The organism is Sphingorhabdus sp. Alg231-15 (assembly GCF_900149705.1).
Taxonomy (GTDB): domain Bacteria; phylum Pseudomonadota; class Alphaproteobacteria; order Sphingomonadales; family Sphingomonadaceae; genus Parasphingorhabdus.
The window spans coordinates 340,530-355,405 of sequence record NZ_LT703001.1 but is presented as its reverse complement, the minus strand read 5'-3'; the positions used below and the strand labels follow the sequence as shown (position 1 = coordinate 355,405).

Annotated in this window: 12 protein-coding genes; 7 read left to right on the top strand and 5 right to left on the bottom strand. The window is 52.6% G+C overall.

The window, feature by feature from the left end:
* The first annotated feature begins 1 nt into the window (after position 1).
* From trpC to lexA, 4 genes are all read left to right on the top strand, one after another.
* Entirely contained in the window at positions 2-796 is a 795-nt protein-coding gene (gene trpC, locus DG177_RS01650) for an indole-3-glycerol phosphate synthase TrpC (protein WP_108809892.1), read from the top strand.
* The gene (moaC, locus tag DG177_RS01645; RefSeq protein WP_108809891.1) at positions 797-1,267 is read left to right on the top strand and encodes a cyclic pyranopterin monophosphate synthase MoaC; all 471 of its coding nucleotides are present in this window, start codon (positions 797-799) and stop codon (positions 1,265-1,267) included.
* Positions 1,264-2,448, top strand: a complete 1,185-nt coding sequence (locus tag DG177_RS01640; protein ID WP_108809890.1) for a molybdopterin-binding protein — start codon at positions 1,264-1,266, stop codon at positions 2,446-2,448. The genes moaC and DG177_RS01640 overlap by 4 nt, the downstream gene beginning before the upstream one ends.
* 66 nt (positions 2,449-2,514) lie before the next feature.
* Positions 2,515-3,207, top strand: coding sequence for a transcriptional repressor LexA (gene lexA, locus DG177_RS01635; protein ID WP_108809889.1), 693 nt, complete (start codon positions 2,515-2,517; stop codon positions 3,205-3,207).
* An 8-nt stretch (positions 3,208-3,215) separates the two neighbouring features.
* Here the strand turns inward: lexA and DG177_RS01630 are convergent, their stop codons facing one another.
* Positions 3,216-5,495: a ComEC/Rec2 family competence protein gene (locus DG177_RS01630; RefSeq protein WP_337658429.1), complete on the bottom strand. Its 2,280-nt coding sequence runs from the start codon at positions 5,493-5,495 to the stop codon at positions 3,216-3,218.
* Between the two features lie 31 nt (positions 5,496-5,526).
* Here DG177_RS01630 and gltX point away from each other — a divergent pair, with 31 nt between their 5' ends.
* Positions 5,527-6,945, top strand: coding sequence for a glutamate--tRNA ligase (gltX, locus tag DG177_RS01625; protein WP_108809888.1), 1,419 nt, complete (start codon positions 5,527-5,529; stop codon positions 6,943-6,945).
* Between the two features lie 33 nt (positions 6,946-6,978).
* Positions 6,979-8,265 carry a citrate synthase gene (locus DG177_RS01620; protein WP_108809887.1) on the top strand — a complete coding sequence of 429 codons (1,287 nt, stop codon included), beginning with the start codon at positions 6,979-6,981 and terminating at the stop codon, positions 8,263-8,265.
* A gap of 53 nt (positions 8,266-8,318) precedes the next feature.
* Here the strand turns inward: DG177_RS01620 and DG177_RS01615 are convergent, their stop codons facing one another.
* The 4 genes from DG177_RS01615 to DG177_RS01600 form a co-directional block, all read right to left on the bottom strand.
* The gene (locus tag DG177_RS01615) at positions 8,319-9,719 is read right to left on the bottom strand and encodes an ATP-binding protein (RefSeq protein WP_108809886.1); all 1,401 of its coding nucleotides are present in this window, start codon (positions 9,717-9,719) and stop codon (positions 8,319-8,321) included.
* The gene (locus tag DG177_RS01610) at positions 9,719-10,753 is read right to left on the bottom strand and encodes a hypothetical protein (protein ID WP_108809885.1); all 1,035 of its coding nucleotides are present in this window, start codon (positions 10,751-10,753) and stop codon (positions 9,719-9,721) included. Before DG177_RS01610 ends, DG177_RS01615 begins: the two co-directional genes overlap by 1 nt.
* Positions 10,754-10,825: 72 nt before the next feature.
* On the bottom strand, positions 10,826-12,028 hold the full coding sequence (locus DG177_RS01605) for a hypothetical protein (RefSeq protein ID WP_108809884.1): 1,203 nt from the start codon (positions 12,026-12,028) through the stop codon (positions 10,826-10,828).
* Between the two features lie 107 nt (positions 12,029-12,135).
* Positions 12,136-12,444: an Hpt domain-containing protein gene (locus DG177_RS01600; RefSeq protein WP_108809883.1), complete on the bottom strand. Its 309-nt coding sequence runs from the start codon at positions 12,442-12,444 to the stop codon at positions 12,136-12,138.
* A gap of 68 nt (positions 12,445-12,512) precedes the next feature.
* On the opposite strand from DG177_RS01600, the gene DG177_RS01595 reads away from it, so the two are divergent.
* Complete coding sequence (locus DG177_RS01595; RefSeq protein WP_108809882.1) at positions 12,513-14,858, top strand: hypothetical protein; 2,346 nt, start codon at positions 12,513-12,515, stop codon at positions 14,856-14,858.
* Positions 14,859-14,876: the final 18 nt, after the last annotated feature.

Sequence of the window (14,876 nt, the reverse complement as noted above, 5' to 3'; positions counted from 1 at the left end):
GATGAACAAGCTCACTGAAATTTGCGCTGAAAAACGCAGCCATGTGCGCAAGCGCAGAGCCAATATCACCAGCTCTGCCATGCATGATCAGCTGCGCATCCAATCTCGACCACGCGGCTTTATCAAAGCGATTGAGGAAAAATCAGCAACCGGCTTTGCGCTGATCGCTGAAATCAAAAAGGCCAGCCCGTCCAAAGGTTTGATCCGCGAAGATTTCGATCCACCAACTCATGCCCGCGCTTATGAAGCCGGGGGAGCCGCCTGTCTTTCTATCCTTACCGACATGCCCTTTTTCCAGGGTGCCGACGAGTATCTGGTCGCGGCACAGGCAGCATGCGGCCTGCCATGCCTGCGCAAGGACTTCATGATTGATCCCTGGCAGGTTGAAGAGTCGCGCGCGCTGGGCGCCGACGCGATCCTGATCATCATGGCGGCTCTGGACGATAGTCTTGCCAGCGAGATCGAGGCGACTGCGCATGAATTGGGGATGGATGTCCTGATTGAAGTCCATGACGAGATCGAACTGGAACGGGCTTTACAGCTCAAATCGCGGCTTTTGGGTATTAACAACCGGGACCTCAAGACATTCGAGACTAGCCTTGAACAAACCGAGCGCCTGTCGAAGCTGGTTCCCGATGGTCGGATCATGGTATCGGAAAGCGGCATTTTCACGCATGAGGATTGCCAGCGCCTGTCGCAATCGGGCGCGCGCACCTTTCTGGTCGGGGAGTCGCTAATGCGGCAGGATGATGTGGAAGCGGCAACACGGGCGCTTCTAACCGGTAATGAGGTATAGATGAGCAAACTCACGCATATTGATGGCGACGGCGCGGCCCATATGGTCGATATCTCGGCCAAGAACGAAACGGTGCGCGAGGCGCATGCCGAAGGCTTTATCAGCATGAATTCGGATGTGTTGGACGCGATCAAGGCCAACGGCATGAAAAAGGGTGACGTGTTGGCGACCGCCCGCATTGCCGGGATCATGGCGGCAAAGAAAACCAGCGATCTGATCCCACTCTGCCACCCGCTGGCGCTGAGCAAAGTTGCAGTTGATTTTGACTATCAGGATGATGGCATCAAGGTTCGAGCAATGGCACGATTGACCGGCAAGACTGGTGTTGAAATGGAAGCTTTAACAGCTGTTTCAACCGCACTTTTAACAGTATATGACATGTCCAAAGCCATGCAGAAAGACATGGTGATCAGCGATATTCGCCTATTATCTAAATCCGGTGGAAAGTCAGTAGACTGGACCGCCGAATGAAGCCGCTGCTGCCTCTGGAAGAAGCGCAAGAGCGCTTGATTGCCATGGCACAGGCTTTGCCTTCCGAAACCATTGCCATAGGCGATGCGCTGGAACGTTATCTTGCCGAAGACGTCATGGCTGGTCGCAATCAACCTGCAGCCGACATGTCTGCCATGGACGGTTATGCCATCCGTTTCGAAGATCGAGACGGACCCTGGAAGCTAGTCGGCGAATGCAAGGCCGGAAGCCCGCCCTGCCCGCCAATTCAGGCGGGTCAGGCCGCCCGCATATTCACCGGCGCCCTGATGCCCGAAGGAGCCGATACCGTCGTTATGCAGGAGAATGTCGAGCAGGAAGGCGACCATATTGTGCTGACCAGTGATCCTTCTCCCGTCAAAGGCCGGCATGTCCGTTTTCAGGGCGGCGACTTCAGGGCAGGTGATGTCGCGCTTAAGGCGGGTATCCGACTCAATGCAGCAGCTCTGGGCCACGCCGTTATTGCTGGTTCAGGTCACCTCAGCGTTGGCAGCTGTCCCACAGTCGCGATCCTGTCCACTGGCGACGAATTGGTTGCTCCAGGCTCGGATACCAAGCCGCACCAGATTCCGGCTAGCAATGATGTCATGATTGCCGCCATGCTGTCTCAGCTACCGACAAAGACCCGTTCCATCAGCCGCATAAAAGACGATCTGGATAGCCTGTGTGAAGCGTTGGAGAGCGCCAGGGACTGTGATGTCATCGTCACTATCGGAGGCGCATCGGTAGGGGATCATGATCTGGTCGCCCCTGCTTTTAAGCGGCTTGGCGGTCAAACGGATTTCTGGAAAATAGCAATGAAACCGGGCAAACCACTCATGGCAGGAAAGCTAGGCAACAGCCTTGTTCTCGCCCTGCCCGGCAATCCGGGTTCTGCCTTTGTTACGGCGACCCTGTTTCTGGTGCCGCTGATCCGCTATCTGGCCGGCGCGCAAGAATATATGCCTGTCATGCAAACAGCCAAGACTAATATAATACTTCCGGCCACCGGTCAGCGTGCCGAATTTCTTCGCGCACAGATTATTGACGGTGGCATTACCGCGTTTGACAGCCAGGACAGCGCCAAGCTTTCGATACTCGCCGCCGCCGACGCGCTGCTGTTTCGTCCCGCACATAGCCCGGAGCAACCGGTCGGCGCCACGGTTTCCTATATCGCTATCTAAAATACTTGACTTGGCACGGTTTGTTTCATAATTGTTCTTTATTCGTTCCCGATAAGGACATGAAATATGCTCACACCCAAACAACATGAATTGCTGTGCTTCATTCATAACAGCCTGGAAGAATCAGGCGTATCCCCCTCTTTTGAAGAAATGAAGGACGCATTGGGCCTGAAGTCGAAATCCGGCGTTCATCGGTTGATCAGCGCCTTGGAAGAACGTGGCTTTTTACGGCGTCTCCCTAACCGGGCACGGGCACTGGAAGTGACCAAACTCCCGGAAGGCGGCACTTCAAAACCCGTGGCGCCCAATGTCGTCAGCATAGCTCCTGAGCGAGCGCCCTCTGCACCGATGAAAGAAATTCCAGTTGCCGCCAATGATGTGATCGAAATTCCGTTGCATGGCAAAATTGCTGCCGGTGTTCCCATCGAAGCCCTTGAAGGTCAGTCGGCCCTCAGTGTCCCTGCGGCTCTGCTCGGCTCTGGCGAGCATTATGCCTTGGAAGTATCGGGCGATTCGATGATTGAAGCGGGCATCTTGGACGGTGACTATGCGCTTATCCAGCGCACGGAAACAGCCCGTAATGGTGAGATAGTCGTTGCGCTGGTTCATGATGAGGAAGCCACGCTCAAATATCTGTTCAAAGATGACGGGCAGGTTCGCCTTGATCCTGCAAACCCCGCTTATGAACCGCAGATTTTTGGCGCTGGTGAGGTGCGGATACAGGGTAAAATGGCAGGACTGTTGCGGCGCTATAATTAAGCGTAATCTTATTCCGGGCGGTTTTTGATTTCACCAGATTGTTTGGGATCTACCCCATTCGAGTGCTGATTTTTCGGCTCTGCAAAGCGCATCCACTGGTGACGTCCGGAACGACCTAGAACGGTTGCAATCTTCTGGTTTTCCAGATCTATCGTCATTCCCCCAACCTGGCTCAATAAACGGCGATCCGCCTTGAGCCAGCGGGGCTGACAACTGTCAGGAAGACGCCGCTCGCTAATCACAATATCGGCATGGCGGCAGGCCGCTGACAATGCCATGGCTGGAATATAGTAGGAACTGCGCGTCGCAACGATCACCCAATCTCTATCGCCAATTGCCATAGTGATGGTGCAGCTATCGCTGTTGCAATGCGCGTTGGGCCAATCTTCCAATGCTGTTGTTTCCCCGTCAATTCCCGCATTTTCCAGCAGCATATTGCGTACAAAATCACCACTGCGCGTACGGAGCATCGCCAGCTCTCCTGCATCATTCCGGATACCGACATGACGACCATCGCTAGTAATATAGAGATCAGGAGCGCGGGTTGTTGCTATGATGACTATGCCAAGACAAACCGGCGCCAAGCCCCAGATTCGCCAACGCTGACCCCACAGGCACAGCCACAAACCACCTGCAATTACCAACCCGAATGCGGTCAACGGCATGGTTGGCAACATTGTCACTGACCCCGGACGACTGGAGACAAAATGTGCCAACAGCAAAAGGCTGCCCAATGCTTTCTCACATAACCACCAGAACGGTGCCCCAAGACCGACTGTATCAAGTAGAAGCGCCAATGCCTCCAACGGCATAATCACAAATGTTGTCAGGGGAATAGCGACGATATTGGCCAGCGCGCCGTAAATGCCTGCTTTGTGGAAATGAAACAAAGCGATAGGCATCAATGCCAGCTCGACGACCAAACCGGTAAGGAAAAGCGCCAAAATGATCCGCCCCAATCGCTTGACAATGCCTTCCTCTCGCCGGGCAAATAATGCCTGAATCTTAGGATGTTCGTGCATCGCAATAATCGCGGTGACTGCCGCGAAGCTGAGCTGAAAGCTTGGACCGACAAGAGATTCCGGCCAAACGATCAACACAAACAGAGCGCCCGCAGCAACCATACGCAGCGTGATTGCATTGCGTCCCAACATTAGCGCCATCAAGACCAACAATGCAGCAACGCACGCTCTTATCGTTGGCACCTGTGCACCCGTCATCAACGTATAGGACAAAGCCGCAATTGCCGCGAAGCCGGCGGCAATAATCGGCAATCGGTAGCGGAGCACCAACGGCGGGAACAGTGCAAGCAAACGCAAGACCAACAGATAGACCGCGCCGACAACAGCTGTCACATGCAGCCCGCTGATCGAAAGCAGGTGCGCCAAACCGCTGCGCCGCATGGCCTCTGCATCTTCATCGCTGATCGCTCCGCGATCGCCTGTGGCCAAAGTTGCACCAATGGCCCCTGCCCCGCCCGCCATGCGAGATTGGACATGATGGGATAGCTTCTGACGATATTCCGGCATCGCCGAAAACGGTCCCCATGAGGGTTCTACTGGTTGAACGACGCGGATTTCTCCCAACAGTTGGCCGGTAGCCCCCAGTCCCATGAACCATGCACGTCGAGAAAAATCATAAGCGCCAGGGAGGCTGGACATCGCTGGTGGCATTAACCGCGCGCGCAGTTGGATAACCGTGCCAGCCTGCAAATCAACAACGGCCCTGTCGATGGGTATATTTACACGCACGCGCGGCGGCAATTTCTGCTTTTCGTGAGTTTTCAGAGTCAACCGGACAATGTCGCGGGCACTGACCACCTCCACCTTTTCAACCTCTGCATAAAAGGAGGTCACGGTTGGACGATCCAATACTGGCGATGCCACTGCCCATGAACGCAACCACATGACGGCACAGCCGACAGCCAATAAGATCATAAACCAGGAAAATGCGCTACTGAGGCGTTGCCCGCGATCCCCCGCTTTGACACTTAAGGCCAATCCAACGGAAAGCGCGATAAATGCGGTCCAAAGAGCAATGTTGGCGAGAATGAACCAGACCGCGATTCCCGTCCCGACACCGACCGGCACCCACAAGGCTAGCCGGTCGCGTTCTTTTTCAAGCTGAACTTCCAGACGCGTGAAAAATTGCCAATTTCTAATATATTCAGGCAATTGTCGTGCGCGAAACGGCATGCTAAGGGCCTTGCCAATCGAACCGGAAATGGTGGTCATACCGATATTATCGGGCGTTACGCAAGAGCTATTCGGATCAACGCCACTCTGCATTATTTTTGCCTAACACAGGGAAACACCAAGCGTGAATCTTAATAAATCAGAACAAGTCGTCACGCGCTTTGCGCCTTCCCCGACCGGGTTCTTGCATATTGGCGGCGCGCGCACCGCCATGTTCAACTGGCTGTTCGCCCGGCATCATGGCGGCAAGGCGCTGCTCAGAATTGAAGATACAGACAAGGCGCGATCCACGCAGGAAGCGATTGACGCGATATTGGAAGGACTTGATTGGCTGGGTCTTGACTGGGATGACGAGCCAGTTTTTCAATCCGAACGCGCCGCCCGCCATGCGGAAGTCGCGCATGAACTGCTTGCGGCTGGCAATGCCTATAAATGTTTCGCGACGCCGGAAGAATTGACCGCCATGCGCGAACAGCAAAAGGCAGAAAAGAAGCCGATGCGCTATGACGGGCGTTGGCGGGATCGCGATCCGTCCGAAGCTCCGGAAGGCGCGCCTTATGTCATCCGACTAAAGACGGAAACCGGTGGCAAGATGACCGTCACAGATGCGGTTCAGGGAGAGGTTTCGGTTCAGAACAGCGAGATTGACGACTTCATTCTCCTCCGCTCCGACGGCACGCCTACCTATATGCTGGCCGTGGTCGTGGATGATCATGATATGGGCGTGACCCATCTGATCCGCGGTGACGACCATCTCAACAATGCCTTTCGGCAACTCGCGATGATCCGCGCAATGGGCTGGAAAGAGCCGACCTATGCTCATATTCCGCTCATCCACGGCAATGATGGCGCCAAGCTTTCCAAGCGGCATGGCGCATTGGGCGTGGAGGCCTATCGCGATATGGGCATCATGTCTGACGCGATGTTCAATTATCTGCTTCGTTTGGGCTGGGGTCATGGCGATGACGAAATTATCTCCCGCGAACAGGCAATAGAATGGTTTGGGCTGTCCGGCGTTGGGAAATCCCCCTCGCGCTTTGATGCAAAAAAGCTCCAGAACTTAAATGGTCAATATATTCGTGAAGCAGATGACAACGGACTTGTATTGCTGACTTCCCCTTTGATCGAGGAGGAATTGGGCACGAAACTGGCACCCGCCGAAGCCGAATTGCTCGCGCAAGCAATGCCGGTTTTGAAGAGCCGGGCGAAAAACCTTATCGAATTGGCTAATAATAGCCTTTTTCTCTATAAAAAACGACCACTTGACCTCGACGAGAAGGCACAATCTCTGCTAGATGCTGACGCACGGCAACTGCTTGAATCGATTCATTCTACCTTGACCGACCTTGACGACTGGACGATCGAGAGCACTGAGGATCGGGTAAAAGCGATAGCGGAAGCCGCCGAATTGGGGTTAGGAAAGCTTGCACAACCTATGCGGGCGGCCTTAACAGGAAGTACCAGTTCACCCGGAATTTTTGACGTTCTGATACTCTTGGGCAAGGAAGAGTCATTGGGTCGTCTTGCAGATCAGATAAAATAACCTGAATTTCTCAGGAGCAGAAAGGACAATATTGTGGGCAACAATAGCGCATCATTCAACCTAGGCGGCGAAAATTACGAATTTCCCGTTATGCAGGGCACGGAAGGACCGGATGTCGTAGATATTCGGAAACTTTACGGCCAAACTGGTGCCTTCACTTACGATCCGGGTTTTAAATCAACGGCGAGCTGTGAATCAGAGCTGACCTTTATCGACGGCGGTGAAGGTGTATTGCTGCATCGTGGCTATCCCATCGGTCAGCTGGCTGAAAAAAGCAGTTTCATGGAAGTTGCTCACCTGCTCTTGCGCGGCGAACTTCCATCGGCAGACGAATATGCCGAATTCACCAACACGATCACACGCCACACCATGTTGCATGATCAGTTTTCCACTTTTTATAACGGGTTCCGCCGTGATGCGCATCCGATGGCGATCATGTGCGGTGTCGTAGGCGCTCTTTCCGCTTTCTATCACGACAGCACGGATATCAGTGATCCCGAACAGCGGATGATCGCCAGTCACCGGTTGATCGCAAAAATGCCTACTATTGCGGCAATGGCTTATAAATATGCCGTCGGCCAACCCTTCATGCATCCGGACAATAGCCTGTCCTACACCGGCAATTTCCTGCGCATGACCTTTGGCGTTCCTGCGGAACCCTATGAAGTTGTTCCTGCGGTTGAAAAAGCAATGGACCGGATTTTCATCCTCCATGCCGACCACGAGCAAAATGCTTCAACATCAACCGTACGGCTTGCCGGTTCTTCCGGTGCCAATCCTTTTGCCTGCATCGCAGCCGGCATTGCCTGTCTCTGGGGCCCTGCCCATGGCGGCGCCAATGAAGCGGCGCTCAATATGCTGCATGAAATCGGCCATCCGGATCGCATTCCTGAATATATTGCCCGCGCTAAAGACAAAAATGACCCCTTCCGCCTTATGGGCTTTGGTCATCGTGTTTACAAAAATCACGACCCACGCGCGACGGTCATGCAAAAGACCGTACGTGAAGTCTTCGATGCCCTGAAGGTCAATGATCCTGTCTTTGACGTTGCATTGCAACTCGAAGAAATGGCTCTGAATGATGACTATTTCAAAGAGAAGAAGCTATTCCCGAATGTCGATTTCTATTCCGGCATCATTCTGTCAGCAATTGGCTTCCCAACCTCTATGTTTACTGCGCTGTTCGCGCTGGCCCGGACCGTTGGCTGGGTTGCCCAGTGGAACGAAATGATTTCTGATCCCGGTCAGGTCATAGGACGTCCACGCCAGCTTTATACAGGCCCCACGCAGCGCGACTATGTGGAAATTGGTCAGCGGTAATCTGGACAATCACGAGTTAGAAAAAGGGAGCTTCATCGCTCCCTTTTTTGTGTCTAAACGGCCCGTGAAGGTAGACTGAGCTTAAATGTCGAACCTTTGCCAACAGCGCTTTCGACCGACAGACTTCCGTCCATCGCGTTGGCCAGACGGCGCGAGATGAACAGGCCAAGGCCGCTACCGCCATCGCCGGAACGGCCGAGCCTTTCAAACTTCTCAAAGATACGCTGATGATCATCTTCCGCAATACCGGCACCTTGATCGCGCACGGTAATCGCAGAATATTCGCCGTCTTGCACCACCTGCAATTTGATCACGGAACCATCAGGTGAATAGCGAATGGCGTTGCCAATCAGATTGACCAATATTTGCAATACTCTGCGAAATTCGCCCCTAACCGGCATTTCGATATCCTTGTCGGGCAAATCAATTCTGATCTGGTGGTCAGCGGCCTTCACCGCCAATAGTCCGGCAGCGCGGTGGCACAGATCAACTAGGTCAATATCGTCTGCCGCAACCGAAAAACCCGTGCGTTGAATCGCTTCCAGATCTGACAGATCATTGACCAGATCCATTAAATGGCGACCAGCGGACGCAATATCCTTGGCATAGTCGGAATAGTCGCCGCGCAGCGGACCTTCCAAACGACTGCCGATGGTCTCGGCATTGGCGATAATCTTGCCCAGAGGCTGCCGCAAAGCGGGGCCCAGTTGCGAACCGAACAGAGAATCACTGATCAGCTCATTTTTGGGAATGCTCGATCCGGGTTCGTCAAGAATATCCCCAGTGGCTTCATTTTCATCCAGTTCCAGAGAGAACCGATAGCCAGAGAACAGGCCCTCATTGTCGATCAGAGGCTGACCCGATAGAATATAGTGTAATTTCTTACCATATTTCTGACGGACATTTTGGCCGCGCACTGGCTGTCGTTCCGAGATCGATTCAATCAACACACTCTGCTTGGATGGCGCAATAAAATCTACGACATCGAGCAACGACTGGCCGATATATTTTTCGACCGCATCAAGGTCATCCGGCAACGATAGCGCCATGATCCGCAATGAAGCATCGGTCCGTATGGACCCACGTCCGTTCAAGCGATCGAAGTCCCTTTGACGGCCCAAAGACGCACCACTGTTCGAGGGCACAGGCGTTTCTTTCCAATCAATGATGCTGATCGCAATATTCCCGTCATTCTCTCCACGATGAAGACGGGTCTCAACCCACATATTGATCAAATTATCATCATCTGCTGCCTGCACTGGACGCGAGAGATTCATATTCAGTTGCCGGCTCAAGCGGCACAGGTTTGAAAGTTGCGGAACCGCCAATGGTCCACCTTCATAACCACCGCAATGCAAATGCAGACGCAGCAACAATGGATCGGCCGCGATCAAGCGGCCATCACTGTCTAGCTGCCCGCGCACGGGCTCAGCCAGATTGCCGGAAACAGTCATCAGTCCGAAACGCCTGAATCATAGCTGTTCAAGAAGCGTTGAGCATCTTGATAAAGCGAGTTACCTGACCAATTTATGACCAGATCTGAAGCCTTTTCACCGTCGATGTCATTGTAGGATGCCGGCGTAAGCAATTGACCGCTGCCGTCCAGACTTCCGAATATCGACAATGCCTGTTCTGTAGTCAGGTTAACCGCACGCATCGTCAAGACGAGACGTATCATATTTGGCTCAGCGGTAAATCGGATGAGTTGATCAACCGATAAATCCGAGCGACCTGCCAGACGCGCGAGAAACAGGTCCAGACCATCATGTAAAGGATGCAGGTTCTCTGAACCTTCCTCCAGTGGGTCGACAAGCTGTGCCAACCGCCTTGCCCGGTTTTGCGTCGCCGCGCCTTCATCATGACTACCAAGCAGTCTTTCAGCGGCCTTGGCGAGTTCCGGTCCATCATAACCTGACAGTTTTTGCAATGCCGCAACGATTGGCCATGTCAGTGCGAATATTATATCGGCGGGAAGATTGTCGATATGAGCATGAATTGATCCTGGGCCTGCATTGTCCCGGCTTTGCGCGACAAGAAGAGCCATTGCGGCATCTGCAACTGCAGAATCCTCATTATCAAGGTGGCGCGTCCAGACCGTTTCCAGATCTGCTTGCGATATTTTCTGCGCAAGTCGCGCCCCTAGCTCCACCCGCTGTACGCTCACGAAAACGTGATCAAGCAGTGGTTTGCTTTCCAGAAGGCCCGCCTTTTGAAGAAGCCCATAGCTATGACCTCTGCTGCTATTGCCTATCTCGATGATCGTGTCATGCGTCAAACCGAAGTCTTTGGCTGCGATCAGGCATATCTCAGCCTCAATATCCTGCACGATAGCCCGCAGATATTGGCGGCCATTAGACAGCATCCGGTCTGATAAAATTACGTCAGACTTGGGAAATAAAGCTGCAGCGAGATCATCAGATATATAAGCGCTCGAAGCACTTATCGCAGCAGCTTGCTGGACAAGGCCAACGCCTGATTTCTGATCCATTAAAATATCTCGCTTCGCCATAGTGTTCGACGTAAGCTAATGTGGTTAATATCTGGCTAAGTGCAATATGTTCTATTTGCTGGAATTCTGGGGCACTGACAACGACCAGCGGCCGTTATGCGCTACCACGAGATAAGCCAGACAGAGCAACGCAGCAAAATACAAGCCTATTGAGAAGAAACCAAACCCACTAGCAACAATAAATATTATTAGAATCAACGAGATATCTGGCCTTATCCAATTCAAGCGAAGATTATCCGGCGCAGAGTGAACCATCCACAAATTACCAAAAAAAAGCATCAATACGGTCATATCTCCAACGAGCGCCCCCGCCGGAGACATACGCAAAACCGAAACTGTCAAGACGATCGCTGCCATCAAGCAGAAAAACAGGCTTATTGGTCCGTAGTTTTCATTGCGGGTTGAAAATAGCGATATCCGGTTTCGCATTTGCATTGAGACTGAACCAATCAGTAGAAATACCAGCGCGACTACGGGCCAGTCCAGAACGGCCAATGCAATTGCACTCAGTGCGGTAACAATGCTTCCAATGCCGAGATATTTCTTAGATTCTGGCCTCTTCCAGAGAATTGGCAGCGCCTTGCGCATCAACGGCCAGCTGACAAGGCGATCGAGCAAATTCTGTTTGGAAAGCCGAAGCTTGCCAAGCCTCCTGTTTTGGTAGGTCATTGCTGTATCAGCGTTCAGCACTTGTGTAACCGCATCCGATTGCAAATCGTCATCCGACAGAACTTCACGCCTGCATTCCGACTGCACTGCCGTACGAAGCAATGCCGAACCGATATCCCAGTCATCTGGAATCTGGGATATCTCGGAAAGACGATCCGCCTTTACCAGCGCAATGCCAAGCCATCGATGGCCCAGGTCGATACGTTCGAAATCCGCATATTCCTCTGCATTTACAACAACATAAATCAGTTCACCGGACTGGTTCGACAGATGCTCCTCAATCGATTGATCTGGAAAAATTCCATCACTTAGAAAGATCAAATCATCTTCGGCCGATGCATATTGCCCGAGATCGGAAACATTGCGGGCAATCTCGACATCAATATCCTGCTGGATCAGGCTGTCGGTATATTGAAGTAAGCCGCTATGCATGGCGGGGCTCAGGAAGATGATTTTCTCGGCACCCATATTGCGTACCGATCGTACTTGCCGTTCGACAATGGTCGCGTCGAATAACGGCAGCATTCCAACCGGGCCATCGCCTGCGGAAACCTCGGTGGACAAGGAAATAAGTGCCAGTCTCAAAAAGTATATCCCAAATTGCCAGTCGGACGACTTGGGCTTCTTATAGGATCATCAATGGGGGCATCAAAGCGATATCTGACGATTATCAATCGCCATTCGCAAACAGCTTAATCGCGATGGTTTTCGATCGCCGCTATTGCCCGTTCCAGCTTCTTGAGCACTGTCGGCTCTCCGGGAGCAGCCGTTGCAGCTTCTTCAGCCAGCGCAATGACATGCGTAGCCCCGAAGCTTGCAGCCAGCCCCTTCAGGCGCCATGCAGCATATTCCCAATTGGCGTCGCAACGCGCGCGGTGAAGCAAATCCACCTGACGTTTTGCACTCTCCAGAAAAGCTGTGCGTAACTCTGCAATAAGTGACTGATCGTCACCAACTGCAGCGGCTAATGCTGCGTCGAGCGCTCCATAATCGAATGACATGTGGGTTTCTTAGGGTGCCATGGTTAACTTATAGTTTCTCTGAGCGATTTTTATGGTAAATACGACTCATGACAAGTGGATCAAAAATTATCGGGATCAGACGTGACCGCGGCGAAGAACCGCATATGGAGCATGTCGAATTTGACGAAACTGATGGCGGCGAGGCCCTGGAGCTTGACGATGAAAGTCACGACAGTTCAGAGGAAATCGAAACGGATCAAGAGGTTGATGAAATCAGCGGTGATGACGAATGGAGTCATTATTCTGATGAAGACCATGTCCCTACCTCTAAGAGCCAGTATATCGCGCCGGTGGTGTTGGGTCTCGCTGTAGCGCTTTGGACCGGCTTTTTTGCGTGGGCCAATCGCGACATATTTACAACAATCCCTACTATGAAGGGCGGAATCGATCTGCTCTCGCAATATTGCCTGCCTCTTGCGACCTTTGCGATCCTTTATCTTCTTTATATGCGTAACAGCAGCCGCGAGGCCAAACGCTTCGACGATGTGGCATCCTCACTAAGAGCGGAATCGGAGCAGTTGGAATACCGGCTGAAGACCGTGAATAACGAACTCGCCATGGCGCGCGAATTTTTGGCCGGCGAAACCAGAGAGCTGGAAACTCTGGGCTCCCAATCCTCGGAGAAGCTGAACAAGGCCGCAAGCAATATCAAAACGGCATTGAGCGATGGCCTGTCCAAAATGAAAAAATTGGATGATGTCGGCGGCGCTGCTTATAAAAACCTGGAACAGCTTCGCGAACATCTTCCGGTCGTTATCAATACCGCAAAAGATGTGACCAACCAGATCGGCAACTCCGGACGGTCTGCTCAAGCCGAGATTGCCGCAATGGTTACGACGCTGAAGCGCGTCGGTGATGTTGGCGCTGCTGCGAAACAAAGTCTCGATGAACTGACCCAACGATCAGAAGATTCGCTCGTCAACCTCTCTGAGACAGCAGAAGATATTAAAGTGAAATTCGCAAAACAGCTGGATGAAGCTGAGGCAGGATCAACACGCATAGCCAGCGTGATGAAAAATGCATCCACCGAAGTCATTGATGCTCTTCATAAGACCCGGGCGGAACTCGCGACCGAAACATCCGAAAGTTCACAGGCAATCAGAGCCGACCTAGCGGAACTGGAAGAAACACTTACTCTGGTTGGCAAAACCGCCGATGATGAAGATGCGCGCTTGAAAGAGCTTGTTTCTGATCTCCATCAGACCATCACGGAAATCACGACCAAGGTCGAAACTCTGGACAATGAAAGCGGCGAAAAAACCGCCAAGCTGGCTTTCGCTATGACTGCTCTGGAACAGAATAGCGCTGCATTGCAGAAATCAATCGCGGAAGGCCACGGCACTGCGGACGACATGATTGAGCGGATGGAACAGTTACTCGTTGCGCTCGACAGCGGCGCCAGGGAACTTGATGAAACCCTGCCAGCGGCCTTTGATCGTATGAACGAAAAATCGGAGGCCAGCTCTGCCTTGTTTAGTCGGATGGCTGATGAAGCATCAAAAGTGGGCGAGGTTACGGATGAGGTAACGTCGAAAATTGAAAAATCCGATGAGGCAATTGAAGAACAGCGTGCCAAGCTCGCTAAACTGAGCGACGACGGCAATATAGCCACAGACAATGTACTGATGAAGATCGATGGTCTGGCGAAAGAACTGCAAGAAGTACGTGATCAAAACGAGGCCCTGGCCGAGAGCGCCGGCGAAAAACTCATCAGCGCCTTGCTCCGCGTGAAAGAGACCGCAAGACAGGCCTCGGAACATTCTCGTGAAGCGCTGGAAAAATCAATTTCCGGATCAGCAGAAGCATTTGAGAAAGTGAGCGAAGAAGCGCTGAACAAGATTATTGATGAGAAGATTTCGTCAATAGCGCCCAAATTGGAAACCGCTGTTTCCAAAGCCGTTGCGACCACGGAATCAACCGCAGGACATCTGACCAGTCAGCTCAGCGCGATTGAGGACATGACGACCAAGCTCGAGCAGCGCATATTGTTCGCCAAGGAAAAAGCCGAGCAAAGCAGCGACGAGAATTTCACACGCCGCGTGGCGTTGTTGACTGAATCGCTGAACTCAACAGCGATTGATGTTACCAAGCTCATGTCAAACGAAGTCACCGACACTGAATGGGCCGCCTATTTGAAAGGTGACCGGGGTATCTTCACGCGCCGGGCCGTGCGCCTTCTGGATGCGGGTGAGGTTCGGGAGATATTGACCGAATATGACAATAACTCGGAATTCCGCGAACATGTAAACCGCTATATCCATGATTTCGAGACGATGTTGCGCGGCGTGCTCGCCACCCGAGATGGCAGCGCGATCAGCGTCACGCTCTTATCTTCAGATATCGGCAAGCTTTATGTTGCGTTGGCCCAGGCTATCGAACGTCTTCGCAACTAGGCTAGCGTCTTCATAACC